Here is a 26,076-nt window from a genome sequence, read left to right on the forward strand (position 1 = left end):
TCTATTTCTTTTCTATGTCAGTACATAGAACAATCTTAATTGTATCATATGACGTCAAAACTTGCACCTGACGAAACCTAAATTCTTTTCCTTTTGGCCCTTTTACCAGTGAAAGCAAGCTATCCATCACCGTTTGACTCAACTGTTCTGGTCGTACATAGGGACTTAATATTCGTTTCCACAACCGACTCACTAAAGCATCATGCTCGCCCATCAAACCTCGTTTATCCAACACTATGCTATCACCAGTATGACTGACATAGTCCGTTTCTAACCGTGTCACCGCTTGCTCGAAATAGGAGACATCACATTGTGCCAACGCTCCTAAGCGGCACAGAGCCTGTACCGTTTGCGGATACCGCTCTGCACAAGTAGGTAGTAACACTTGGCGAATCCAGTTTCTATCATAGGTCGTATCTAGATTTGATGCATCTTCTCCATGAAAACAATGTAGCCACTTTGCATAGTCTTGTAATACCTGCTTGGACACTGTTAAGCAAGGTCGCCACACATCTTCCGTTATGGCCTTCATACCTTGCAATCCCTCTAGCCCAGATCCACGTAATACATGCGCTAAAATGGTTTCCCCTTGATCGTCTAAGTGGTGGGCAGTCACAATATATTCATACCCCTTATCTTCTGCAATATCTCGCATATGTTCATACCGCAGTTGACGTCCCATCATCTCAAAGGACACTCCTGCTTCTTTGGCCTTTTCCATGACATCTTCTTTCACCGTATAGCACGGCATCCCAAATTGTAGAGCATACCATTCTACCAAGGTAACTTCTTCCGATGCTTCTGGTCTTAGACCATGGTCCATGGTAAATACACCTACATTGGTGAAACCTTCTACGTACAGATAATGCAACAAAGCAATGGAATCTACCCCACCGGAACAAGCTAGTAATACAGGTGTATCCTTTGTCATCACATCGCCCATGGATTCCTTAACAGCTTGTCGCAGCCGCAACAGAGTAGCCCACATATCTCCATACAACGTTTTTTCTTGGCTACGATTCATCGGCCTAGTACAGTGAAACATGCGGTGCCGATAGGTATGGTACTGATTAATACAATCCTCTCCATAGAATGTATTCAACACATTGCGACTGTGGTCCACTTGGTCTGCCAGTTCCTCCATTGTCAGTAAAGGCACCACCATCTCCACATGTTTTCGTGTCTCATTCGCTTTTTCCACTTCAATAACGGTGTGAAAGTCCCCTTGGCTTTCATAGGCATCTAATAAACTATCCACCAAGGTTTCCCAAAAATAATAGCTTTCTTTATCTTCCACCATATTGTGATTGCCACCCTTCTAAGCCATCGGCTTCACTAATCACAATAGATCCAATTTGATACGTATCCATCAGTGATGTAATAATCTCAGCCCCTGGCACAATGATATCTACACGACCTGGTTGTAAGCCTTTCACTTGCAATCGTTCCTCACGGCTCATATAGCGAAGTTGTAATATCATAGCTTCGATAGTACCACGGTCCATGCGATGCCCCTGTATTTGTTTTGGATCGTACGTTTCCATTTGCAAATCGATAGCTGCTAGCGATGTAACAGTACCGCCAATGCCAATAAACTCACCAAAGGTGCCTTCGATAGGTAATTCATCCCACATGCGTACCGTTTCTTCCCATACACGTTGCGGCCCCTCTGCGGACATCTCTTGCATACGCACCGCCCCAGCAGGATAGGATTTCGTAAAATATACATGTTGTGCATTACCCAAGGCAATTTCCGTACTTCCTCCCCCTACATCAATCGTAGCATAGTGAAAGTCTGGATTTTCATAAACCGTAGCTCCCTTAAATCCATAAGTAGCCTCTTCATCACCGCTTAGCACACGGTATTCCATAGGACACGCTTCCTTGGCTTGTTCCAAGAAGTCCTGACCATTCCCTGATTCCCGAATGGCACTCGTAGCAAGACCAATACGGATAGTGGCGCCATAATCATCTAAGACCGCATAGATTTCTTTGAGTGCTTGTAGGCCACGTTCCATAGCTTCTTTTGTTAATAATCCATCAGTACTACGCTTACCTAATTGTGTAGTCCATATTTGCTTCGGTTCATTTTGCCACTGCGCTCCATCATAGGTACCCAATAATACTCGAAACGAGTTGGACCCTAAATCTACAATTCCGATCCGACTACCTTGTTGCACTGTATATTGTTCCATTTATATCACTCAACTTTCTATCTCTTGTGATTTACATCCATATTTACAGCCTATCCATAGTATACACAAAAAAAGTGATACCTATGTATCACTTTCCCTTATCGAACATAGGGAACTTCCCCAGGTTTCACTAGGCCCAATTCTTCCCTCGCTACACCTTCGATATGTTTATCGTCTTCTAACAATTTCTTTTGCTCTGATAAACTTTCATTTTCTTGTTTTAATTCCTGTAATTGTTGCTCCAACTGTTGTTTTTCTTGATGCAAGCTATAAATCGTATACACTTGTTGCACTAATACGATTGCAAACAAGACGAATACAGCGTAGCGTATCTTCTTCCATGTACCACTTGCTTTTGCCCTAACAGGACGTCGCGGCCTTCTATTACCATTTTCCATGGTCTTCACTCCCAATTTCTATTGATTCGATGTTACCTATTTTGCCTATATCTTTTGTATAGGATGCTGTATAGTTTTATATATAGTTGTATTATAGCATATCTCCACAGCTCCGTGTAAACTTCATTCACAATAATTAAGTCTCCATACTACATGTTGCTGCTACTCATACAAGAGTAATCTCTGGATTATAAGTCAAAATGGTGTTATAGGAGAAAATGAGTTGTTAAACAAATTCCAATTTTTTGGGTTCTATAATATATCTTGGGGAGACAGCAAAAGCCATCCCCCCAAGGTATATTTTTTATGCAAAAAAATAGGCATATCATTCAGTTTACTTTACAATATAAGTAACCACACAAATAAGAAAGGACTGAAGCATATGCCTACATTAGATTATACTGAACTTTTTACAAATATTAAAGCAAATTTTATTCATGATGTCGTATTTGATGAGGAAAGTAAGGCTGTTATCTACTATATTAAGTTGCCTAGAGCCACTCATACATGTCCTATATGTGGATCTGTACACACAGAGGTAAAAGGGTATTACACACGTACTATTAAACTAGGTACAGAAGTAAGTGCACAATATAGTCATTGCAAAAAAGTTGGGAAGTATACGCAACGGAGATATCGTTGCACCTCCTGCGGTAAAACTTTCAATGAAAAAAATCCTTTCATAAGTAAGTATTTGCAGATGAGTAAAGCTGTAATAGCCACGATGATGTACAGGCTACAAGGTACTCATACCTATACAGATATTGCTAAAGAGCTAGATGTATCTACGACCACTGTCATCCGCATGTTTACCAAGACCTTTCACTTTGGGATACCAGTTTCTTTACCAACGACACTAGCTATTGATGAGTTCAGAGGAAACGCTGGTGGGCAAAAGTTTCAGGTCATCGTCACAGACCCAAAAGGTAAACGGGTATTAGATATTTTGCCTGAAAGAAGTGAAGTAGTTTTATATAGCTACTTTACACAGTTTAGTTTACAGGAACGCTCTAAGGTGCGTTATCTAGTCATGGATATGTCGGAGTTTTTCCGTTCTAAGATGAGAAAACTGTTTCCTCATGCTACTATTATTGCCGATCGATTTCATCTAGTGCGACTGGTAGGTTGGGGATTTGAGAATGTTAGAAAACGTGAGCAGAAGCGTTTAAAGAACTCAGGATCTTACATTAAACGATCTCGCAAACTATGTCGTAAGGCATTCCGCACACTCTCTGAGGGTGAACGTGTTCGCTTATTTGAAGTTCTACGAAAGTCTGATGACTTAAGACAAGCCTATGCATTGAAGCATTATTTCGAGCACCTCTTTACTTCAAAGGGTCGAACAGCTATTGAAGATACATTATCTAACTTTCTGGCTCTTGTGAAAGTAGCAAATCTTAATGAATTTAACAACCTCTTACGCTCGTTCACAAGTTGGCATGACGAAGTAGTTAATGCTTTTCTATTACCATACTCTAACGGTTTTACAGAGGGTTGTAACAACAAAACTAAGGTATTGAAACGCAATAGCTATGGCGTTCGTCATTTTGGTCGTTTTAGAGCTAGATTACTGATGATCTTGCCTAGTATATACAACAAGCCTGATACACCTGTACCTGTCGCTGCATAGACTGTTAACTATATTATATGATAGTAGTCTCCCTACAAAAAAACATAAGTGGGGCTACTTTGTGATACCTAAAATTAGTTACATCCATTGTATCTCACTTATGTTTCTTTGTATTTCCTTATATTTATATTTTTATACAGTTCTTATGTGAAAGAAACTGAACAGCTTAATTGCTGTCCCCCAAAATTGACATAGAGCCATTTTTTGTCAAAGAGCCATAACTCCCTACATAATCACTATGTAATTACAATAAAAAGCGACCCCATAAAGAGGTCGCTTTTTATATGTGAATGTAAGGATTAACTATTCACCTTTGTAGTTCAATACTTTTTGAGTTACAGGTGTTGCATGTTTTTCGAAGTATTGAAGTGCTACTTCTGGGAACATAGCGTATGTTAATACGTCTTCTTCTGTTACGCCAGTGAAGCCTTTAGCTTCAAGATCAGCACGCATTTTTTCCATTTCTGGAGCTACGTCATCAGCTGGACGATGAGTGATAGGAGTTTCATCACCAATGATTAATTCTTTGATTTCTGGTTTTACAGCTGCTGGAAGTTGACCGTATTTACCACGAACTAAGTCTTTTACTTCAGCTGGTGTAGTGTTGTAACGAGGCAATCCTTGGGATTGGAACAACACGTTCATCATAGCCATTGTACCAACGATTTGAGATGTTGGAGTTACCAATGGAGGGAAGCCAAGATCTTCACGAACACGAGGCATTTCATCCATTACGTCGAAGAATTTATCAGCCATACCCATTTCTTTCAATTGGTTTTGAGTATTGGACAACATACCGCCAGGGATTTGGTAGTGACGAACTTCTGGCAATACTTCATGAGCTGGAGTCAAGCCGAATTCATCAGCGATTTCTTTACGAACGCCACGGAAGTATGTAGCTAATTCACGCATTTTAGCAAGATCTAAACCAGTATCGTATGGAGTGTTTTTGAAGATTTCAACGATAGATTCAGTAGCAGGTTGGCTAGTTGCATGACCGAATGGGCTCAATGCAGTGTCGATGATGTCAACACCAGCTTCTACTGCTTTTAAGTATGTAGCAGATGCTAAACCGCAAGTGAAATGGCTGTGTAAATCAATATCAAATTTTTCGCCAAACTCTTTACGTAAGTCTTTTACTAAGGATTCTGCATCGTATGGAGCTAACAAGCCGGACATATCTTTGATACAAAGGGAATCGATACCCATTTCTTTCAATTCTTTAGCTACTTTTACGAAGCTTTCATTAGTGTGTACAGGGCTGATTGTATAAACCATAGTACCTTGTACATGAACGCCAGCTTTATTACCTGCTTCGATAGCAGCACGCATGTTGCGAGGGTCGTTCAATGCGTCGAAAATACGGATGCGGTCCATACCGTTTTCTTTTGCTTTACGAACGAATGCTTCTACCACATCATCAGCATAATGTTTGTAACCCAATAAGTTTTGGCCACGAAGTAACATTTGCAATGGTGTGTTTTTTAAGTTTGCTTTTAATGTACGAAGACGTTCCCATGGGTTTTCATCCAAGAAACGGATACAGCTATCAAATGTAGCACCACCCCAACATTCCAATGCATCATAACCAATTTCATCCAATTGTTGTAATGCTGGAAGCATGTGTTTCATGCGCATACGTGTAGCCAAGATAGATTGATGACCATCACGAAGAACTGTTTCTACTAATCTTACTCTTTTTGCACTCATAATCCTTCTCCTTCACATTGACCCTCCCTATCAAGACTCTACCACCTGATAGAAGGGGAATTATTAAATACATGAGTTACTGTTATCTCATGTACATTGTACATACCTATATTAGACTACTAAACGCTTTCTTTGTCAACCTAAACACATGCTTTTTAGTCATATGAATTTTATCGATGTACTTCCATGTTTTTATACTAATATAGAGGGATTTTATTAGATACTTTTCGATATTTATTGTAAACCTGTTATCTTTATTTTACTTTTTTTGGTGCCGTTTCTAACAGGATATTGTTTCCATTTCGTTTGACTTGAATGGAGAAATCTTTTACATCTTCTTTAAAATAATCCATTTTTATTGCTAACAATAACTTGCCGATTTCTGTTTTTATCCGCTCCGTTAAAAACTCTTGGTAGAAATCATCTTCTGTTTTTTGATGAGATATTTTTGTTACTGCTTTGTTACCAGCTTTGGCATCATCTTTCAATACTGCAGTCTCAAACGTTTCCGTTTCAACAAAGCCTTTCATCATATCTGCATCACTTAATCCTTTTTGGATTTTAAATTTTGCCATTTTTTAATTTCTCCTTTCCTAATCTTCCACATTTTCGTTTCTATTATGACTAATTGTTATAGCTATCTACGAAATATAGTGAATTTTGTTACTGAAAGTTACGAAATATTTCTATCTTTTTACTTCTTTTTCTCGGTAGAAGTACTATCTTTAGCAGATTCTTTGTCTTTCAAAATAGAATCCACCGTGATTTCCGTTAATTCTGTTGGGTTATCATAGGTATAAATTTTATTAAATCCTACACCTAATTTTCCTTCATAAGCCTCTAAAGCACGATTTTTTTCATCTACTTTTACAATGTAAATCAATTGTCCTTGGGTCACACCAATTAAGCGGAATTTTCCTGGAGGATTGATGGCACGCCAGCCACCTTCCGTCCCATTGAACATGAATACATCGCCAGTACGTGCATTGTCATAGAAGAACCGATCTTCATTGTAGAACATACCAATACGTCCAATATCCGAGGCTTGCATATACACACGACGGGTATCATAGTTTGCATCCGTACGATACACACGGTATGCCCCATCGCCTACACGGACTTTCATATACACCACATTCGTTGCAGCGGAATATGCTACATCCGTAATCCGTGCCCCATTCGGTACAGAATTAATGGTAGTATCAATTTCATGATCTGGTGCTTCTGGATCAATGCGGGCTAAGACCACATCATTGTGTTTACCACCAAATAAACCAACGATGGCTAAATTGCGATCTGACATCCATTCAAAATAAGATACTTCTCGTTCTTTTAAATCTAGCGTTACTGGTGCTTCTTTGCCAGCGGTGTAAATATCTACCCGATTCTGTTCCACTACTGCCATGTATTTATGGTCATGGGAATAATAGCGAGTCCCTTCTTTTACATCAGGAAAGTTTTTATCTACTTCTTCCCCATTGGTGACCTGAAAGTTCGTGGTAGGCGCTAAGTATACTTGATCTAAATAATAATAGACCCCACCTTGTAATACTAAGCCCAGCAAAAAGGCTGTGGTTACTTTTCCAAAGGTATTCATAGACTCTCCTATTTTACGATAAATACAGTAGGAATCATACGTTCCCCTAACAAATCTGCAGGTTTATTCACAGTTTTACCATTATAATACAATGTTGTACTAGAACCTCCATCTAAGTTGGCTGCTATCACAGCCCCTTCTTGGAATAGGATATCTTGCACATCACGCAAAGTAGCCCCAGCAGAATAGGCTTGACGACCATCGATGACTAAGAATAGAACCGTACCATCTTTCTTTTGGGCAATGGCAGTTCTAGGACCGATGCCCCAACCACCATCACCATCGGTAATCATCTTTTTGCCATTCACGATAAGAGGTGGCCCAAAGGTTAAGCCTTCTTTGGCACCCATTTCTTTTAATTCCCGTTTGTTATAGGTACCAGCAATTAAGTTACCAGATTTTGTAAATCCGATAAAATCTACCTCTTCATCAGGCCCTACGTCTTTACCGATAACATATTCTCCATCATGCAAAATAAATCCATAAGGAGAACGACCTGTACCCGTTCCGTTTGGATCGTGGAAACCACCGCCATTAATAGCAGCTACTGCTCCGTTAAGGCGCGCAATATTACTAGTAGTTTCCCCTTTTTCATTCAACTGCGGCGCTGTAGCCACCTGAATGCGACGAGGATCTGGAATTTCCAATATAAACCCTGTATACCGCTTAGACTCAATTTTACGCAAATTCAAGGATGTATCTTCTTTCACATCGAATTTAAATAATTCTTGGTTTTCACCTGTACCTACAGTGCCTACAATTTTTTGCAATTCTTCAGGCGTATAGAGCCATGTAATATATTGCGGGTGACGAGATCGTAAAATAGCGCCCACTACGGTACGTTTAATGTTATCAAAAGGCCCAAATAGCACCACGATAGGTGATGTAATAGCCGTAAATATAAACATGAGAAGGATAAACTTTACCCATCCTTTTCTAAAAAAAGAACCCATATAGTACGCTCCTTTAATTTCTGTTAAGATTCTAATACTCGTAATGTTTCTAGGCGAGCACCTATAGATTCTCCTTCATAGGAGAAAGTAGGATACACCTCTTGTAAGGGCTCCAACACAAATTGTCGTTCCCAAAAATAAGGATGCGGGACCACTAAATTTGGGGTATGTACTTCAACGCATTGACCCGCTCCATCTTCTATCCATACAATGTCTAAATCTAACGTTCTAGGTCCCCAGTGAATATCTCGTTGTCTACCTGCCAACCGTTCAACATGCAATACGGTTTCTAACATAATCAGTGGTTCTAGACTGGATTGAACTTTCAATATGCCGTTTAAAAATGGCCCTTGTTCCACAGGACCCCATGGCGGTGTTTCTATCCAACTAGAGTGCTCTACATTAGCCACGCCCTGTACACCACATAATTGGTCTACTGCGAAGGCCAAATACCCTTCTCGGTCGCCGAGATTAGATCCGATGCCCATATAATAGGTATACATTATAGTTGACCTCGTGTAATCACAACTTCTACATAGTCCAACACTCCTGGGATAGGCGCCTCTGGTTTACGCACCGTCACTGAAAGTCCCACAATTCCCTTATACGTATTCCACAAATCATCTGCAATAAGTGTTCCTACCCGTTCAATCAATCGTTGTGGGGGCCCTTCCACGATAGCTTTTGTTCGTTCGTACACATCTGCATAATTAATAGAATCTTCAATGCTGTCAGATTGTCCTGGTTTCGTCAAATCTACACCAATGGAAATATCTACAAAAAAACGTTGACCTAATTCATTTTCGCTAGCTAAATTGCCATGGTATCCATAGAATGCCATATTTCGCAAGTTAATTTTGTCCATTACTCACCTCGTAATAGTACATCTGCCACCGTAATAGCCCGTTTATGCATTTTCACATTATGCACACGCACCATATCTACACCTTGAATCATACCTGTAATGCAAGTCGCTACCGTTCCTTCATCACGCTCTTCCGCTGGTAATTCATTTAATATGGTACCGATAAACCCCTTACGACTCGGCGCTAATAACACAGGATATTCATAGACTGTAATTTCTCCTAAACGTTGGATCACTTCCACGTTTTGGGCATAATCTTTACCAAAACCAATACCAATACCTGGGTCGAGCCAAATATTCTGAGGTTTTACCCCTTCTTTTAAAGCTAAATCTACGGAGGAGAAAAAGAATGCTTTCATATCGTCGATGATATCATCATAATTTGTATGATTCTGATTATGCATAATAATCACAGGCACATCGTATTTCGCCGCTACTGCCGCCATATCTTTATCATATTTTAAGCCCCAAATATCATTCAAAATATGAGCTCCATGGGATAAGGCAAACTCAGCCGTTTCTGCCCTATATGTATCTACAGATACAGGCACCGTAGAGACCTCTAATACAGGCAGCAAAATTTCTTTCATCCGTCCGATTTCGTCAGCCACAGAAATTTGTGTATGCCCTGGACGGGTGGATTCTACACCTACATCGATAATATCTGCGCCATGCTCAATCATTTGTTTTGCATGAGCTACGGCTGTATCAGATGTATTGTAGCGCCCTCCATCTGAAAAGGAATCAGGAGTGCCATTTAAAATCCCCATAATTAATGTGCGATCTTTTAGTTCTAATTGTTTACCATCTTGCCAATTATACTTACGGTACTTAAACATGATCGTTACCTCCTAATAACACCAACGCTTCCTCTCGTAATACCCCCATAGGCTCTAACACACCTGTAGCTACTATGGTTTTCGCCACCGTTTTTTGTGATACTTCGCCTTTCATGAGCATACATAAATGAGTGGCTTCTACCATCACCATAGCGCCCAACACATCGCCATCTTCCACTAAAGATGTAGCAATATCATGGGTGAATCGCTCTTGTAATTGCGGTCGTTTCGCAAAGACATCTACCAATGCTTTCAAACGACCTAAACCAAATACTTTACCGTCCCGTGGTTGATACACAATGTGCACCTTTCCATAGAAGGGCATCAAATGATGTTCGCATATGGAATAGAACGGAATATGATTCACCGATACTAGACCCGTATGTTCTGTCGGGTATACATCGCCGAGCGCCTCTTTACCCGTGCTATCACGTCCAGAAAACAAGCTTTCAAATAACGCGGCCACACGCTTCGGCGTATCTGTCATTCCCTGCGCTTCAAGATCGATACCAAGGCCTTCTAATAATTGGCGCACACCGTCTAGAGCTTGTTCTTTCATAATCATCTCCTAAATAATCTTTGTCGTCCAATCTTCGATAGTCCAAATATCAGTCACCCAAGATTCGTAAAATTCCGGTTCATGGCAGACGAGGACGATAGTCCCTTTGAAAGCCTGCAACGCCCGTGCCAATTCTGCCTTCGCATCCACATCTAAATGGTTCGTCGGTTCATCTAATACAAGTACATTATAGGATTCTTGCATCAATTTACAGAGACGAACTTTGGCATTTTCTCCACCAGACAAGACGCGCATTTGACTCGTAATATGCTCATTCGTCAAACCACAACGAGCGAGGGCTGCACGTACCTCGGAATTCGTCAATGACGGGTACGCATCCCAAATGTAATCCAATGCCGTTTTAGAATTATCTCGGCTATCTTCTTGAGCAAAGTAGCCAATTTGTAAAAACTCCCCTTTTTCTATCTGTCCAGATAGAGCAGGAATCATGCCTAATAATGTTTTTAATAAGGTCGTTTTCCCTAAGCCATTCACGCCTTGTATAGCGATTTTCTTACCTCGTTCGATAACCACTTCCACAGGTCGTGTCAACGGTTCATCATAGCCTAAAACGAGGTCCTTCGCATCCACGATAAAACGACTCGGCGTACGTCCCTCTTTAAATCCAAAGGATGGTTTTATCTTTTCTTGTGGTTTCTCTAAGATTTCCATTTTTTCTAAACGCTTCGCTCTAGAGTTCGCCATACCACGGGTGGCTACACGGGCCTTGTTGCGCTGAATAAAATCTTTCATATCTGCCACTTCTTGCTGTTGCCGCTCGTAAGCACGCAAAGCTTGTTGCTTTTTCACTTCGTAGGCCGCTAAGAATTGGTAATAATCGCCAGTATATCTTGTGAGCTGCGCTTGCTCAATGTGGTAAATGACATTCACCACGGAATTTAAGAACTCCACATCATGAGAAATCAAGATAAAGGCATTTTCATAATTTTGCAAATAGTTTTGCAACCATTTAATATGGTCCACGTCCAAATAGTTCGTCGGTTCGTCCAATAGCAAAATTGTAGGTTGCTCTAACAACAATTTTGTAAGCAATACCTTCGTCCGTTGACCACCACTCAAATCCATCACATCACGATCAAGACCAATATCCATTAAGCCTAAGCCTTGCGCTGTCCGTTCAATGGTAGCGTCGATTTCATAGAAACCACGTTGCTCTAACATTTCTTGCCATTCGCCGGTAAGCTCCATGAGCGCATTCATTCTATCCTCAGAACAATCGCCCATTTCTAAATAAGCATCTTGCAATTGTTGTTCAATGCCATAGAGAGAATCAAAGGCCCCTCGTAACACGTCACGAATGGTCATTCCTTTTTCTAGGACACTATGCTGATCCAAATAGCCTACCGTCACTTGATTAGACCATTCCACTTTACCTTCATCAGGCATCAAGTGGCCCGTAATGATATTTAAAAAGGTTGACTTTCCTTCTCCATTGGCGCCGATGAGACCCACGTGTTCGCCTTTTAGCAAACGGAAGGATGCATCATCTAATATTTGTCTTGCCCCAAATCCATGGGTTACATTGGTTACAGTTAAAACACTCATACTCATTCTCCAAACTATTGTTATGTATCTCTTTATTATACGTTAACATGACAATAATTTCTAGTTTTTACATATCTGTCCTGTTATTTTTATATTTTCTGTGTATTTACGTATGACACTATGAAAGTGTATACTAATAGCATTCTTAGAATATCCTTCTTCACATATAGTGCGCCTATACAGGTTTTGTTTACCAGATAACAAGACCCAAGATGTTATCCATAACTATAAGAATAGGAACGCATATATTACAAGCATTATAGTGGCGTTGTTATGTGAAGGTATCTATTACAAACAAAAGGAGAGTGTCCTATGAATCATGTACCTACTATATTATCCATACAAGATATGAGCTCGGTCGGCCGTTGCTCGTTAACCGTATTCATCCCTTTAGTGAGTGCCTTACGATGCCAACCCATCCCATTACCAACAGCGGTGCTTTGCAATCATTTAGAATATCCTAACTTTGAATTGGTGGACATTACTGATCACCTTGAAAGCTTCTACAACTGTTGGAACAAAAATGACATCACCTTCGATGCTATTCAAAGTGGTTTCTTAGCATCGCCAGAGCAAATTCGTCTCGTAGAAGATGCCATCGAACGATTCGGCAAAGATAAATTAGTTGTGGTAGACCCCGCTATGGCTGATGATGGCAAACTATATTCCATCTACAACGATGAAATGGTAAAAGAAATGCGTAAGCTCATTACGAAAGCTTTCATTATCAAGCCGAACTACACAGAGGCTTGTTTCCTATTGGACATGCCTTATGATCCTACACCACAATCAGAAGAGGTCATCTACGACATGTGCCGCCGTTTGCATGCCCAAGGACCCGAGTATGTGGTCTTATCTAGCTTGCCATCGGAGGACTCCGCTCTCATTGCCGTCTATCGTGGCAGCACTGACACCATCACCTGGATATCCAATCCATTAGTGCAAGTGAAAGCACACGGAACAGGGGATACTTTCACAGCAATTCTAACATCCCTCGTATTACGTGGGTACACTCCAGAAGAAGCATCTCGCATTGCCGGTGAATTTACCACAGAGGCAGTGAAGTTCACACACGAAGAAATCGGCTCCTTGCGTGACGGCTTAGCCCTTGAACTATTATTAGATCGTTTAATTTCCATACCTAATCTACAATAAGGAGGTCCTATGAACTTAAGCATTAAAGACATTATCTATATTGGATTATTATCCGCTTTATGCATTGTATTTACGATCATAAAAGTGCCGTTGCCAACAGGCGCTATGGTGCACCTTGGTTCTGCCGCCCTATTCTCAATGGCATCCGTGTTCGGCGGGTTCTATGCAGGCCTTGCTGGAGCCATCGGTTCTGGTATCTTTGACCTCATCATGGGGCATTCCCAATACACGGTATTCTCCATTGTTATCAAAGGCTTAGCCGGCGTAATCGTAGGCTTGTTAACAGTAGGTTGGAGACCAACTGTGCCAGTTCGTTCCGTATCTACCTTGCGTTTACTCTTTGCCATGATCGTAGGTGCTATCTGGACAGCGGCAGGGTACTTCGTGGCATGGTGGGTCGTACTAGACAGCTACATGGCTGCCGTAACAAGACTACCAGCCTCCTTCCTAACCAGCGGCATCGGCATCTTAGTAGCCTTGCTATTAATCCCGATCTTGCGTCGCATCCCTCGCAAATAATTTGGCATACCGTTGAAAGTATGGTATACTAGACATAATAAAAGAGAGCCAACAACGTATCGAAGGCGTTAGGCTCATCTCAAGATACTAGAGAATTGAAATAGCCTAACGTGTTGAGGTGTGCAAGACCTCATTCGTTAGGCTTTTTTATATATTCAATACACACAATCAAAACACTGAGGAGTGCCGTTATGTGTAGCAGCCTTGTGGCATTTCTTACTACCTAAATCATACTACTACAAGAAGAGCAGTGCGTGTTCCTGAGCAAACATTATGAAATACCGTTTGTGAAGGAATATGCACTGCTCTTCCCTTTATATGATTCAATTACAAAAGCTACAGGCTACATAACTTAATTAGCGACAATTTTACTCATGAACTTTTCATTATTGATAATAAAACGTTCATGTGTGCCACGGCCAATAATTTTTTCATCTTCTTTTGCTACTACTTCAAAGGTTACTTTTCTTCCGTCAACGGCGACTACCGTTGCCATCGCAGTAATTGTTGCACCCAAAGGGCTCGCTGCTTCATGGCTAGTTTCCATGCGAATGCCAACGGATCCTTCGCCATCTCCTAAATCACCTTGAATCCCAGTATAGGCTGCTTTTTCCATCAATGCCACCATCGCAGGTGTAGCAAACACAGGTAACGTACCACTCCCTATATACTCCGCTGTATTATTAGCTTCCACTACCACCGTAGCCATACCAACTTGTCCAATCTCGATTGCCATAAAAACTCCTTTCCAATCTATGCTTACCACAGAATATCATTTGCTTACATTCTAGCACTTTTGAGGGATATTTTCTATTTTTTCTTGTTGATATTTCGCTCTCAGAGATAAACACGTATGGATATTTTGTACTGCATTTTCATCAAAATCAATGATAATATAATAGCTCATTTCATTACTTTCTCGCCTATAAAATCCCATATCTACATCATCAAAAATAAATCGACCACCATATCGATAAACATAAAAATCATAACTAGTTTGGTAAATCCAATTAATTATCATAGGGGAGCCAATTTTTCTTAACTTTTCATAGGCTACAAAAGCAAAAAATTTCTGTATACTCTTTCCCATTTCTTTCACTTTTTCAAGTAATACATCAGTAATTAAAATTTTTCGACGAGAATAGCCCCTATCACCATTAGGAAATAGCTCGCTTAAAGATTCAGTAAATCCCCAATATTTCATTGCTTTCTCTAAAGAAATCAACCTAATGGTATCACTATTCTCTACATAATCTCGACAAACAGGTTCATCATAGCGCTCTTTAATTTTTGCAAGTAATTGACAATGAACTTCCCTATCATCACTATCAGGATCCATCTCTATAAATCTACGAACAATCTCATTATCCTCATCAGTAAACTTTTTAAATATTTCTGAAATTTCATCTACCATAGTTTTGTTCCCTATCTCTCTATGAAAGTATCAACGTATACGTTCCATCTACAATCCATTATAGACATTCAGCCACATAAATTCAATCCTGTTGAATTTTATAGTCTTGACAATGCACCGCTCTATTTTACAATAACTATAAGAAAAGGAGTGATATTTATGACTGATATATCTATACATCTTACTGAAAGTGAATACAATCTAGTTCGTCAGCACATTGAAAATAAAGGGCTGACGAACTCTCAATATATAAAAGCAATGCTATTAGAAGAAATAGAAGATGAATACGATGTATCTATCATCAATGAATATTTAGAAGAAAAAGATTCTATGGAGCTTTTACTATTTGAAGATGCTATTAAGAAATGGGATATTAAGTAGTTATTCAAGTTAAGTTATACAAAGTATCAAAGCAAAGTGGGTACCACGTCTTTCGACGTTGGTACCCACTTTTTGGTATGCATAGTTACCTTTTAACTATTGTTATTCAGTATTAACTATTATTATTTAGTTTTATGCCATACCCATGCGTTCCATAAGCATCTTAATTTGTGCTTTCATTTCTGCATTTTCTGCATCTTTTTTAGCATTTTCTGCTTTTAAAGCAGCAATTTCATCTTGCATTACATATACAGAGGAGATTGGACCACCTTTATAACGTTCTGGGATGCTATCATCACTAGTACCAAAGCGGTAAGTGGCTCCAACATTTGCCATAGTCTTACCTGATCCCATTGTAAATCCAGCAGTTACCATGAAGTTTTCATTTGCATAATGTGCAAGACCTAATGCTAATGCTTGGTTGCCAGAGTAAGAACCTACACCTGCCATGATTTGAGATTTTCTCAATGGGTCATAGCTCAATGGGTTCAACGCTGCTAAAGCTGCGGAGTGTGCACCTACTTCATCAACGCGTTGAGCCGTTTTTTCCAAAGCATTACCAATTTTACCAGTAACCTCTTTCATTTGACCTACAGTCACTGCATCTGTATCTTCAACACCTGGAGCAACGTTGGTAATACGATTACCACCATTGTTTAAGCCGTCTTTTGTTAAGCTTACAGATTTCGTAGGATCTCCTGTACTTGGAGCAATGCTAAGGCCTGCACCGTCCATTTTCACAGAACTATCTACTACAGGTTTTCCATCTTTGCCTTTTACAACATTACCCTTTTCATCTTTTTTGTAATTGTTGTATTCAGAACCATTTAAGCCAGTGATTTTACCGTCTTTGATTTCTACTTTAGATACTGTGCCATCCGCATTTTTGCTTACTACGGACAATCCTTTATCAGTGATAGTGGTAGTATTAACGCCTTCTTTTGTCGGAACACCCTTATCATCTGCTGGAGCACCGAATGTACCAATATTAGCTGTTACACTACCTTCTGGACCGTTAAGTTTAACTTGGTTGCCATTGTTACCATCGCCAAGTGTTACTGTGTCTTTTAATTTTACTGTGAAAGTTTTTACACCCTTGTCATTACTTCTAGCTTCAGATACATCAATATTACCTTCACCTTGTACATGAATTAGGTCTGTAATAACTTTTTTACCTGCGGGAGTTAAATCTCCCAAGTTTCTAGCATTGTTGATGCGTGTATCTAATGCTTCAATAGCAGCCCCTACAGAATGAACTGCTTCTTTTTCAGCTGGGTTTGTACTATCTTTAGTGATATTGAAAGATGGCGCAGAAATCGTACCATCTTCTTTCACTGTAGCACCACCACCAATAGCATTCGCTATAGATGTATTCGCATTAAAGATTTGGTTACCATTCACAACGTCATGAGAATCTTTTGCGATAGCACCATCCTTGACATTTGTAATTTTGTTACCACCATTGTTTAAGCCGTCTTTTGTTAAGCTTACAGATTTCGTAGGGTCCCCTGCGCTTGGAGCAATTGTAAGACCTGCACCGTCCATTTTTACAGAGCTAGCTACCTTAGGGTTTCCGTCTTTGTCTGTTACAATTTTACCGTCTTTATCTTTTTCATAGTTATTGTATTCAGCACCATTCAAGCCAGAAATCTTACCATCTTTGATTGTTACTTTAGATACATTGCCATCTTTATCTGTAGATGTTACAGAGAAACCGTTATCTCTGTCCATAGACATTGCAGTACCTGCCTCCTTAGGCTCTCCTTTTTCATTTACCGGAGCACCCGCTGTTAGACGGCCATCTTTGATGTCTACTCTAGATTCTTTACCATTTTCATCTTTGTATACTGTAGATAAGCCTTTATCATTGATAGTTGTAGTAGCCACTTTATTTGCTGTAGGAACGCCACTGTCATCTGCTGGAGCACCAAAAACACCATCTTTTGCTTTTACCGTTTTAGCTGTTACACTACCATCTTTACCATTGATACCAACTTGGTTTTCACCTGTACCTGCTGTGATAAGTGCTTTTGTACCATTCACAGAAACTGCATTAGCACCGGTACCAGCTGTGATCGTACCGTTAGCACCATTCATTTTAACTTCATTCGGCCCTTTACCAGCTGACACATAACCTTCATGGCCATCTAGTTTTACTCCTGGATCGTCTCCATGATCGCCATCACCTGTGCCTCCAAGAGTGATCTTCTCATCTAATTTCGCATGGAATACCTTTTTGCCATCCTCAATAGTAGAGGTGAATGTAATATGATTATCACCTTTAATATCAATCGCATCTTTTGCTAGATCTTTAATAGCGTTTTTACCTTTATCGCTTAGGCCTTCCATATCTTTTAATTGCTTAATATCAGCCGCGGCTGCAGCGTTAGAATTATTTAAGCGTTCATTCATAGTAGACAATGCGTCTCCTACATTATGCGCATCAACATTCTTACCGTCTTTATCTTTTACTGTAAAGGTTGGTTCTGTTACATTACCATTTTCATCTACAGTCGCACCACCGCCAAGATATTTAGCAACTTCAGCTTTTGCTGCATGCAACTGATTTCCAGTCACCGCATCTTTAGAGTTTTCAGCAATCTTACCATCTTTCAAATTAGATAATGTAGTCGGGCCACCTTTACCATCTGGATTCACAACGCTAGCTTTTAGGTTATCTCCTTCTACAGCTTTAGCTGCACCTACTTTATTACCATCTTCACCTACGTCTTTAGCTAAGTAGTATTTACCATCATTAGCTTTTACTAAACGTTTACCATCAGCATCAGTGTATACAACTGACCCAGCTTCACCATTACGTAATGCATTGACTTTATCTGTCAAGGATTTACCATTCAAACCATCTTGACCAGTTAATCCTTTATCAGCTGCCGTAGCATCTGGATCATCTGCAGATTTACCTGTAGCACCTTTACCATCACGTCCATCAGCTGCTGTGTCTCCTAATTTAGAAATGTTGGCTAACTCTTTTTTTACTTTATCAGATAAACCGACAGTAATGGTATCACCTTTAGCTTCCGTTTTGATTTCATCAGTGGCACCTTTTACTTTTAAGGTTTTCTCTTTTAAGTTCAAGGATAATTTAGTAGCACTATTGTCATCATCGTCAGCTGCATCTGTACCTTTATCATCAATTGTTGCATCGCCAGCGAAGGACAATGTTGTATTAGCACCTAAATCAGTTTTTAAGGCCTCCAATTTACCTGCCATAGAATCATTTGTTACTATGTTATCAGTAATATTTTTTTCAATAGCCGCAATTTTTTCATCAGCAGCAGCGATTTTTTCACCTTGTGCCGTCACTTTTCCATCGATACCATCCACTTTAGTGGTTAATCCCGCGAGATCCTCTTTTGCTTTATTAGCAGTTCCTTCTACTGTATCTACTTTATTTTTAAGATCTCCCAAGCCATTTTTATTCTCTTCCACACCAGCTTTTAGTTTAGTAATATCACCTTCAGCTGCAGTGACTTTACCAGCTACTTCATCTAATTTTACTTTAGAGGCAACGCCTTTGATCGTAACATTTTCATCAGCAATTTCAGTATTTTCACCATTTGCTTTTTTCAATGTCACAGTACCATCACTATCTACTTCATATTCGCCTTTTACAACGTGTAATTCAGCAGATTTATCAAGTTTGCCTTCTTTTAAATCATTGACCCCAGTATTAGCAGCTGCTTTTGCTTCATCTACCGCCTTTTTAAGAGCTGCTGCATTTTCAGCTTTTTCTGTTTTTAAACGTTCATTTAATTCAGATTCATCAACTTTATTCCCTAAGGCAGCTACCATTTTATCAAGTGCTGCACCATCTACTTTGCCAGATAATACATCTTTCAAGTCGTTAATGGCTTTTAAGTCAGCCTTTTTAGCCATTTCATCTCTGAAAGTATCATTACTTACTTTTGTAGCTAATTCAGCATTGACTTCACCAATTTTCGTATCTAAATCATCTTTACTTGCTTTTTTATCTACTTCTGTTTTTAAATGTTCTAAAGCAGTTTTACTTGCAATACCAGTGATTGTTACAGCTTCCTCTGTTTTGACAGTACCAGTTCCATCTGCTTTATCTAATGTAACACTACCGTCACTATTTACCGCATAAGATCCTTTGTTAACATGCAATTCAGCTGTTTTATCTAGTTTATTGTTTGTCAAATTAGTTACATCAGCAGCATTTGCTTTTTTCTCTAATTCTTCATTTAATTTTGCAGTGCTTACTTTGTCAGCTAAGGCTTCTTTTACTTTACCAGCTGTTACCAATTTGTTAGCATCGTCAGTTGCATTTACATCGGATGCCAAATTAGGTGTTACACTAACCTTACCATTTGTATTCGTAACAGAAATAGCATCCTTGTTTCCACTTTCAATAGTATTCACTTCGCTCTTAGATGCAATCGTTACAGCATTGCCATTCGCTGTTAAGGTAATATTATTACCTGCTACTAATTTTACTTTATGAGCCTCTGCATCGCCTTCTGTTGTTTTAGGCACTAAATCTGTAGTAGTGGATCCATCCACCACACTTACTGTACTTACTGTATCATTGCGCAATGCTTTTAATTGTTTTACATTAACCGCATCATTATCATTGGTACCACTAGCAACACTTGTGATACGACGAAGAATCGTGCCGCCATTACCTACGGAGATGATACCATTACCAGTGTTATTCACTGCATCATTTGTTAAGTAACCAGTTGTAGCATTGCCATCAGCTGCTGTTGTTGTGGAACCTTCACCTAATGCTACGGAATGAGCCAATTGTGCTTTAGCTTTTGTACCAATTGCTACTGCGCTAGCTGCTTCTGCATGAGCAGATGTACCAATAGCTACTGCACTTTCAGCAGACGCTAATACTTTGCCTTCATCGCTGTTACCGTTATTATCGTTACTGGAACCAATAGCGACAGCATTTTTAGCCGTAACACGTGTGAAATAACCTACTGCTGTACCATATTGAGCGTTTGCATCCACACTATTTCGTGCACCAACGCTAACAGCTTGATTGGCATCTACAGCAGATTTATAACCAATATTGGTACTTCCTGTGTTACGTATCTGTAGATCATGCCCTACAGCAGTAGATTTATAACCTTCTACGGTGATACCTACACCAATACCAACAGCTGCTGCACCTTTATTACTTACATTCGTACCGATAGAGATAGCATTCGCTGCACTACTTGCAGTATTAGTCCCTACGGCTATGGAGTTTTCAGATTTAGCCTGTGCTTTATTACCCACTGCTATCGCCTGAGTAGCTGTGGCAATTGTTGCTGTTTCATCATCATCTGCATTACCGATAGCAACAGAACGAGCGCCACTAGCATTTGCTTTTTTACCCAAAGCTAAGGCTGCATTTCCTGTTGCAGATGCTGAATTACCTGCTGCCAATGCACTATCTTGTGAGGCTTCACTAGATGTACCAACTGCTGTAGCATTAGTGGCTGTAGCTTTCGATTGATCCCCTACTGCTACAGTACTATCTGCTGTGGCTTGTGCTTTGTTACCATAGGCCACTGCTGCTGTTCCAGTGGCGTTGGATTCGTTACCAATACTAATGGCCGTGTCTTTCGTAGCATTCACTTTGTTACCAATCGCAATGGCAGACAACGCTGTCGTCACCGCTTCATTACCGATGGCCACGCCTTTTTCACCTGTAACAGCACGACTCAAACGACCAATGGCGATAGAACTTTGCATGCCTGCTTCTGCACGGGTCCCTACGGCAATACTATCATTACCAGTGGCTTGTATTGTCCCAAATCGAGCACCTGATCCAATTGCCACAGCATTATCTGCACTGGCCTTAACGCCAAATCCAACAGCTACGGCGAACCGTCTCGTCACTTCAATATCTTTACCAAGACCGGTGGAACTATCATTGCTGACCTTTACATTATTACCGATAGCTAGGGCCGCTCCATTAGTCGCCTCCCCCTCAGGAATGGCCGCTTGTACAGTTGCCACTTGTGCACTCACTGCCAAGGCTGCTAATACACTAGCTACGGCAATTTTCTTTTTACCTGTGGTATTTTTCGCTACTTCAGATACAACAATGTAGCATTGCTTAGACTTGCTCCAAATAACCTTGAATAATTTGTTCATTGTGATAATCCTCCCTTTTTTCTGGTCATCAAACCTTGAACTATATATTATTTATATTTAATTAAATATAAACTACCCTATTTATCGATGTAACTTATACATCACTACATAGTCAATACATATCACATTTACATATTTCAAATTAAGTTTTATTATGAAGCAAATCATTGTTTACCTCTTATTATACACAATCTTAGTATATTAAGTAGAGTATATCCAATAAATTGAAAAATATCAATGATAAATCCGATTATTTTATACATTTTTTATGATAAATATGGGAGAAAAGTATTTACCCCCCCCCTGTTTTTACCACAACTTACACGTTTTGATGATACTATCAAAGTCGCATTTAAACCTTTAATAATCAAATTTATAATACCCTATGTGTTTTATACATTTAAATTATACTCATAATATAAATATTTTTCCATACCCTTTTTTTCAAAAGTTTATGCAAGTTAGTTATAATCCATTATTTTTTTCTTAAAAAGCACGTTTTGTTAATTTTATGCATTTATATTTATTTGTGTTAGATATAATTATTGTTCACTATCTTCATGAAAATAACACAAAAATATAAATTTATAAAAAGACAAAATGGACACCGAGCCTTTCGGTGCAGTGTCCATTTGTTTCATCTATAGTATGTCTCTGTTCTAGGTGTCTCACTAGAGCATCAACATCTATGCAATATTATTTTAATTTTGCTTCTAACATAGCAATACGTTCCATCAACATATCAATTTTGTTACCGTACTCTACATCTTTACGCGCATTTTCTGCTTTCAATGCGGAGATTTCATCTTGCATTACGTATACAGAAGAGATTGGGCCACCTTTGTAACGTTCTGGAATTGTGTCGTTATCGCCAGTACCGAAACGGTATGTAGCACCTACATTTGCCATACTTTTACCTTCGCCCATTGTAACCCCTACATTGAACATGAAGTTTTCGTTCGCATAGTGTGCCACACCTAATGCTAAAGCCTGGTTACCAGAGTAAGTACCGATACCTGCCATGATTTGAGATTTGCGTAATGGATCATAGCTCAATGGGTTCATCGCTGCTAGTGCCGCTGCATGAGCACCCACTTGATCAACACGTTGAGCTGTTTTTTCCAAGGCACGACCAATGTTGCCAGCACTTTGTGCGATAGCGTCATTCACTTGACCTACTGTGGCTGCATCATTGTCTCCTTTACCTGGTGTTAAGCCAGAAATTTTACCATCTTTAATTTGTATTGTAGATACATTACCAGCTGCATCTTTGCTTACAACAGATAGACCGTTATTATTGATTGTCGTTGTGTTGCCTTCTGCAGTTGGAACACCTTTTGCATCCGCTGGAACACCAAATACTCCATCATTTGCTTTCACGTTGTTAGCAGTTATAGTACCGTTCGTACCGTTAATAGTCACTGCATTGTCACCTGTACCTGCTGTGATTGTACCGTTAGTACCATTAACAGTGATTGCATTATCACCAGTACCTAGTGTGATGGTGTCATTCAACTTCGCTGTGAAAGTTTTAACTTTTGTTTTTTCATCAACACTTGGTGTGACTGAAATGTTGTTATCACCTGTTACATTCACTAGATCTGTGATAACTTTTTTACCTGCATCGGATAGGTCTTTTAGGTCTTTATCGATACCTGCGTTTACTTTAGTGGAAATATCATTTAACTGCTCAGTGGCTTTATCAGCAGATTGTTTTGCTGCATCGGCAGTTTGTTTTGCGGTATCCGCTGTGTTTTTAGCTTCACCTGCGGTTTTGTTAGCTTGTTCTGCCGTTGTCTTAGCTTCTCCAGCTGCTGTTTTTGCTTCGCCTGCGGTTGTCTTAGCTTCTGTTGCTGTTGCTTCTGCTCCTTCGGCTTTTGCTTTGGCCTCTCCAGCTGTAGTCTTAGCTTCTTCTGCTGCTGTTTTAGCTTCACCTGCTGCCGTTTTTGCTGCTTCAGCTATTGTTTTGGCTTCACCTGCTGTTGTCTTAGCTTCTGTTGCTTTTGCATCTGCTCCTTCTGCTTTTGTTTTGGCCTCTCCAGCTTTAGTCTTAGCTTCTTCTGCGGCTGTTTTAGCTTCGCCCGCTGTTGTGTTAGCTTGATCTGCAGCTGTTTTAGCTTCTCCTGCTGATGTATTAGCTTCTTCTGCAGCTGTTTTAGCTTCACCTGCTAAAGTTTTTGCTTCGCCCGCTGTTGTGTTAGCTTGATCTGCTACTGATTTTGCTTCTCCTGCAGCTGTTTTTGCTGCTTCAGCCGTGTTCTTAGCTTCTGTTGCTGTTTCTTTTGCTTTACCCACTTCTGTAGTCAACGCCTCTACATCAGATGCATTTGCTTTCTCAGCTAATTCTGCTGTTACGTCTGCTGCATTTGCTTTTTTTCCTACTTCTGTAGTTAATGCCTCTACATCTGTTGCATTCGCTTTCTTAGCTAATTCTGCTGTTACTTCTGCTGCATTTGCTTTTTTTCCTACTTCTGTAGTTAATGCCTCTACATCTGTTGCATTCGCTTTTTTAGCTAATTCTGCTGTTACGTCTGCTGCATTTGCTTTTTTACCTACTTCTGTAGTTAATGCCTCTACATCTGTTGCATTGGCTTTTTTAGCTAACTCTGCAGTTACATCAGCTGCATTTGCTTTTTTAGCTAATTCTGCTGTTACATCTGCTGCGTTTGCTTTTTTAGCTATCTCTGCTGTTACGTCAGCTGCATTTGCTTTTTTAGCTAACTCTGCTGTTACATCAGCTGCATTTGCTTTTTTACCTACTTCTGTTGTTAATGCTTCTACATCCGTTGCATTTGCTTTTTTAGCTAATTCTGCTGTTACATCTGCTGCATTTGCTTTTTTTCCTACTTCCGTAGTTAATGCCTCTACATCTGTTGCATTGGCTTTTTTAGCTAACTCTGCTGTCACGTCAGCCGCATTCGCTTTTTTAGCTAGTTCTGCTGTTACGTCTGCTGCGTTTGCTTTTTTTCCTACTTCAGTAGTTAATGCCTCTACATCTGTTGCATTTGCTTTTTTAGCTAATTCTGCTGTTACATCAGCTGCATTTGCTTTTTTAGCTAGTTCTGCTGTTACGTCAGCCGCATTCGCTTTTTTAGCTAATTCTGCTGTTACATCTGCTGCGTTTGCTTTTTTACCTACTTCTGTTGTTAACGCTTCTACATCAGTTGCATTTGCATTTTTAGCTATCTCTGCTGTTACATCAGCTGCATTTGCTTTTTTAGCTAGTTCTGCTGTTACGTCTGCTGCATTTGCTTTTTTACCTACTTCAGTAGTTAATGCCTCTACATCAGTTGCATTTGCTTTTTTAGCTAATTCTGCTGTTACATCTGCTGCGTTTGCTTTTTTTCCTACTTCTGTTGTTAACGCTTCTACATCCGTTGCATTTGCCTTTTTAGCTAGCTCTGCTGTTACATCAGCTGCATTGGCTTTTTTAGCTAATTCTGCTGTTACATCTGCTGCGTTTGCTTTTTTGCCTACTTCTGTAGTTAATGCCTCTACATCAGTTGCATTTGCTTTTTTAGCTATTTCTGCTGTTACATCTGCTGCATTTGCTTTTTTGCCTACTTCAGTAGTTAATGCCTCTACATCTGTTGCATTGGCTTTTTTAGCTAACTCTGCTGTTACGTCAGCTGCGTTTGCTTTTTTGCCTACTTCTGTAGTCAAGTTATCTACAGATGCTTTTGTTGCAAGACCATTAATAACAACTGCTTCATTAGCTTTTTCAGTCTCTTCTCCATCAACTTTTGTTAATGTTACAGATCCATCTGCACTTACAGTATATGTACCTTGTTTTACATGACGTTCTGCTGTTTTATCTACTTTATTAGATGTTAGATTTTGTAAATCAGCTGCATTTGCTTTTTTAGCTACTTCTGCTGTTACGTCTGCTGCATTTGCTTTTTTCCCTACTTCTGTTGTTAACGCTTCTACATCTGTTGTATTGGCTTTCTTAGCTAAATCTGCTGTTACATCTGCTGCATTTGCTTTTTTAGCTAACTCTGCTGTTACATCAGCTACATTTGCTTTTTTTCCTACTTCTGTAGTCAAGTTATCTACGGATGCTTTTGTTGCAAGACCATTAATAATAACTGCTTCATTAGCTTTTTCAGTCTCTTCTCCATCAACTTTTGTTAATGTTACAGATCCATCTGCACTTACAGTAT

General features: G+C 39.7%; 20 protein-coding genes. 4 read left to right on the forward strand and 16 right to left on the reverse strand.

Features of this window, described 5'->3' with window-relative positions; all coding sequences use genetic code 11:
* Window position 1: 1 nt before the first annotated feature.
* The 3 genes from tilS to EO127_RS08240 form a co-directional block, all read right to left on the reverse strand.
* A complete protein-coding gene (gene tilS, locus EO127_RS08230) occupies window positions 2-1,300 on the reverse strand; it encodes a tRNA lysidine(34) synthetase TilS (RefSeq protein ID WP_127448890.1) in 1,299 nt (432 codons plus the stop codon).
* Window positions 1,287-2,195: a phosphatase gene (locus tag EO127_RS08235; protein ID WP_127448891.1), complete on the reverse strand. Its 909-nt coding sequence runs from the start codon at window positions 2,193-2,195 to the stop codon at window positions 1,287-1,289. Before EO127_RS08235 ends, tilS begins: the two co-directional genes overlap by 14 nt.
* A 98-nt stretch (window positions 2,196-2,293) precedes the next feature.
* The gene (locus EO127_RS08240) at window positions 2,294-2,593 is read right to left on the reverse strand and encodes a septum formation initiator family protein (RefSeq protein WP_127068272.1); all 300 of its coding nucleotides are present in this window, start codon (window positions 2,591-2,593) and stop codon (window positions 2,294-2,296) included.
* 382 nt (window positions 2,594-2,975) lie between these two features.
* Between EO127_RS08240 and EO127_RS08245 the strand changes: the two genes are divergently transcribed.
* On the forward strand, window positions 2,976-4,223 hold the full coding sequence (locus tag EO127_RS08245; RefSeq protein WP_127448892.1) for an ISL3 family transposase: 1,248 nt from the start codon (window positions 2,976-2,978) through the stop codon (window positions 4,221-4,223).
* Window positions 4,224-4,526: 303 nt separating this feature from the next.
* Here the strand turns inward: EO127_RS08245 and EO127_RS08250 are convergent, their stop codons facing one another.
* The 9 genes from EO127_RS08250 to EO127_RS08290 form a co-directional block, all read right to left on the reverse strand.
* Window positions 4,527-5,933 (reverse strand): pyruvate carboxylase subunit B, encoded by a 1,407-nt coding sequence (locus EO127_RS08250; RefSeq protein WP_127068273.1) that lies wholly within the window; start codon window positions 5,931-5,933, stop codon window positions 4,527-4,529.
* A gap of 254 nt (window positions 5,934-6,187) precedes the next feature.
* Window positions 6,188-6,508 (reverse strand): hypothetical protein, encoded by a 321-nt coding sequence (locus EO127_RS08255; RefSeq protein ID WP_127448893.1) that lies wholly within the window; start codon window positions 6,506-6,508, stop codon window positions 6,188-6,190.
* A gap of 119 nt (window positions 6,509-6,627) precedes the next feature.
* The gene (locus EO127_RS08260; protein ID WP_127068275.1) at window positions 6,628-7,530 is read right to left on the reverse strand and encodes a hypothetical protein; all 903 of its coding nucleotides are present in this window, start codon (window positions 7,528-7,530) and stop codon (window positions 6,628-6,630) included.
* Window positions 7,531-7,538: 8 nt separating this feature from the next.
* A complete protein-coding gene (locus tag EO127_RS08265; RefSeq protein WP_127068276.1) occupies window positions 7,539-8,483 on the reverse strand; it encodes a phosphodiester glycosidase family protein in 945 nt (314 codons plus the stop codon).
* 23 nt (window positions 8,484-8,506) lie between these two features.
* The gene (gene folK, locus EO127_RS08270) at window positions 8,507-8,986 is read right to left on the reverse strand and encodes a 2-amino-4-hydroxy-6-hydroxymethyldihydropteridine diphosphokinase (protein ID WP_127448894.1); all 480 of its coding nucleotides are present in this window, start codon (window positions 8,984-8,986) and stop codon (window positions 8,507-8,509) included.
* Window positions 8,986-9,348, reverse strand: coding sequence for a dihydroneopterin aldolase (folB, locus tag EO127_RS08275; protein WP_127068278.1), 363 nt, complete (start codon window positions 9,346-9,348; stop codon window positions 8,986-8,988). The genes folK and folB overlap by 1 nt, the downstream gene beginning before the upstream one ends.
* Window positions 9,348-10,187, reverse strand: coding sequence for a dihydropteroate synthase (gene folP, locus EO127_RS08280; protein WP_127448895.1), 840 nt, complete (start codon window positions 10,185-10,187; stop codon window positions 9,348-9,350). Before folP ends, folB begins: the two co-directional genes overlap by 1 nt.
* Window positions 10,180-10,746: a GTP cyclohydrolase I gene (gene folE, locus EO127_RS08285; RefSeq protein WP_127448896.1), complete on the reverse strand. Its 567-nt coding sequence runs from the start codon at window positions 10,744-10,746 to the stop codon at window positions 10,180-10,182. The genes folP and folE overlap by 8 nt, the downstream gene beginning before the upstream one ends.
* A 9-nt stretch (window positions 10,747-10,755) precedes the next feature.
* A complete protein-coding gene (locus EO127_RS08290; protein WP_127448897.1) occupies window positions 10,756-12,312 on the reverse strand; it encodes an ABC-F family ATP-binding cassette domain-containing protein in 1,557 nt (518 codons plus the stop codon).
* Window positions 12,313-12,624: 312 nt separating this feature from the next.
* Here EO127_RS08290 and EO127_RS08295 point away from each other — a divergent pair, with 312 nt between their 5' ends.
* Together EO127_RS08295 and EO127_RS08300 are read left to right on the forward strand one after the other, a co-directional pair.
* Window positions 12,625-13,467, forward strand: a complete 843-nt coding sequence (locus tag EO127_RS08295; RefSeq protein ID WP_127448898.1) for a pyridoxamine kinase — start codon at window positions 12,625-12,627, stop codon at window positions 13,465-13,467.
* A gap of 9 nt (window positions 13,468-13,476) precedes the next feature.
* Window positions 13,477-13,986 (forward strand): ECF transporter S component, encoded by a 510-nt coding sequence (locus tag EO127_RS08300; protein ID WP_127448899.1) that lies wholly within the window; start codon window positions 13,477-13,479, stop codon window positions 13,984-13,986.
* A gap of 352 nt (window positions 13,987-14,338) precedes the next feature.
* Here EO127_RS08300 and EO127_RS08305 read toward each other — a convergent pair whose 3' ends face one another.
* Entirely contained in the window at window positions 14,339-14,722 is a 384-nt protein-coding gene (locus tag EO127_RS08305) for a thioesterase family protein (RefSeq protein WP_127448900.1), read from the reverse strand.
* A 51-nt stretch (window positions 14,723-14,773) separates the two neighbouring features.
* Entirely contained in the window at window positions 14,774-15,400 is a 627-nt protein-coding gene (locus EO127_RS08310; RefSeq protein ID WP_127448901.1) for a hypothetical protein, read from the reverse strand.
* Between the two features lie 159 nt (window positions 15,401-15,559).
* Here EO127_RS08310 and EO127_RS08315 point away from each other — a divergent pair, with 159 nt between their 5' ends.
* Entirely contained in the window at window positions 15,560-15,781 is a 222-nt protein-coding gene (locus EO127_RS08315; protein WP_127448902.1) for a DUF6290 family protein, read from the forward strand.
* 132 nt (window positions 15,782-15,913) lie between these two features.
* Here the strand turns inward: EO127_RS08315 and EO127_RS08320 are convergent, their stop codons facing one another.
* Together EO127_RS08320 and EO127_RS08325 are read right to left on the reverse strand one after the other, a co-directional pair.
* Entirely contained in the window at window positions 15,914-21,913 is a 6,000-nt protein-coding gene (locus EO127_RS08320) for a YadA-like family protein (protein WP_127448903.1), read from the reverse strand.
* 696 nt (window positions 21,914-22,609) lie between these two features.
* On the reverse strand, window positions 22,610-26,076 hold a 3,467-nt coding region (locus EO127_RS08325), incomplete at its 5' end, for a YadA-like family protein (RefSeq protein WP_164742325.1).

Origin of the sequence: Veillonella sp. 3310 (assembly GCF_003999875.1) — a bacterium.
Lineage (GTDB): Bacteria > Bacillota > Negativicutes > Veillonellales > Veillonellaceae > F0422.

What these genes read in the sequence shown, in the direction of transcription:
- folE (WP_127448896.1), bottom strand. Translation starts at nt 10,746, where the DNA reads ATGAAAGAACAAGCTCTAGACGGTGTGCGCCAATTATTAGAAGGCCTT.
- EO127_RS08240 (WP_127068272.1), bottom strand. Translation starts at nt 2,593, where the DNA reads ATGGAAAATGGTAATAGAAGGCCGCGACGTCCTGTTAGGGCAAAAGCA.
- EO127_RS08245 (WP_127448892.1), top strand. Translation starts at nt 2,976, where the DNA reads ATGCCTACATTAGATTATACTGAACTTTTTACAAATATTAAAGCAAAT.
- EO127_RS08310 (WP_127448901.1), bottom strand. Translation starts at nt 15,400, where the DNA reads ATGGTAGATGAAATTTCAGAAATATTTAAAAAGTTTACTGATGAGGAT.
- folK (WP_127448894.1), bottom strand. Translation starts at nt 8,986, where the DNA reads ATGTATACCTATTATATGGGCATCGGATCTAATCTCGGCGACCGAGAA.
- EO127_RS08320 (WP_127448903.1), bottom strand. Translation starts at nt 21,913, where the DNA reads ATGAACAAATTATTCAAGGTTATTTGGAGCAAGTCTAAGCAATGCTAC.
- folP (WP_127448895.1), bottom strand. Translation starts at nt 10,187, where the DNA reads ATGTTTAAGTACCGTAAGTATAATTGGCAAGATGGTAAACAATTAGAA.
- EO127_RS08290 (WP_127448897.1), bottom strand. Translation starts at nt 12,312, where the DNA reads ATGAGTGTTTTAACTGTAACCAATGTAACCCATGGATTTGGGGCAAGA.
- EO127_RS08295 (WP_127448898.1), top strand. Translation starts at nt 12,625, where the DNA reads ATGAATCATGTACCTACTATATTATCCATACAAGATATGAGCTCGGTC.
- tilS (WP_127448890.1), bottom strand. Translation starts at nt 1,300, where the DNA reads ATGGTGGAAGATAAAGAAAGCTATTATTTTTGGGAAACCTTGGTGGAT.
- EO127_RS08250 (WP_127068273.1), bottom strand. Translation starts at nt 5,933, where the DNA reads ATGAGTGCAAAAAGAGTAAGATTAGTAGAAACAGTTCTTCGTGATGGT.
- folB (WP_127068278.1), bottom strand. Translation starts at nt 9,348, where the DNA reads ATGGACAAAATTAACTTGCGAAATATGGCATTCTATGGATACCATGGC.
- EO127_RS08265 (WP_127068276.1), bottom strand. Translation starts at nt 8,483, where the DNA reads ATGGGTTCTTTTTTTAGAAAAGGATGGGTAAAGTTTATCCTTCTCATG.
- EO127_RS08260 (WP_127068275.1), bottom strand. Translation starts at nt 7,530, where the DNA reads ATGAATACCTTTGGAAAAGTAACCACAGCCTTTTTGCTGGGCTTAGTA.
- EO127_RS08255 (WP_127448893.1), bottom strand. Translation starts at nt 6,508, where the DNA reads ATGGCAAAATTTAAAATCCAAAAAGGATTAAGTGATGCAGATATGATG.
- EO127_RS08315 (WP_127448902.1), top strand. Translation starts at nt 15,560, where the DNA reads ATGACTGATATATCTATACATCTTACTGAAAGTGAATACAATCTAGTT.
- EO127_RS08305 (WP_127448900.1), bottom strand. Translation starts at nt 14,722, where the DNA reads ATGGCAATCGAGATTGGACAAGTTGGTATGGCTACGGTGGTAGTGGAA.
- EO127_RS08235 (WP_127448891.1), bottom strand. Translation starts at nt 2,195, where the DNA reads ATGGAACAATATACAGTGCAACAAGGTAGTCGGATCGGAATTGTAGAT.
- EO127_RS08300 (WP_127448899.1), top strand. Translation starts at nt 13,477, where the DNA reads ATGAACTTAAGCATTAAAGACATTATCTATATTGGATTATTATCCGCT.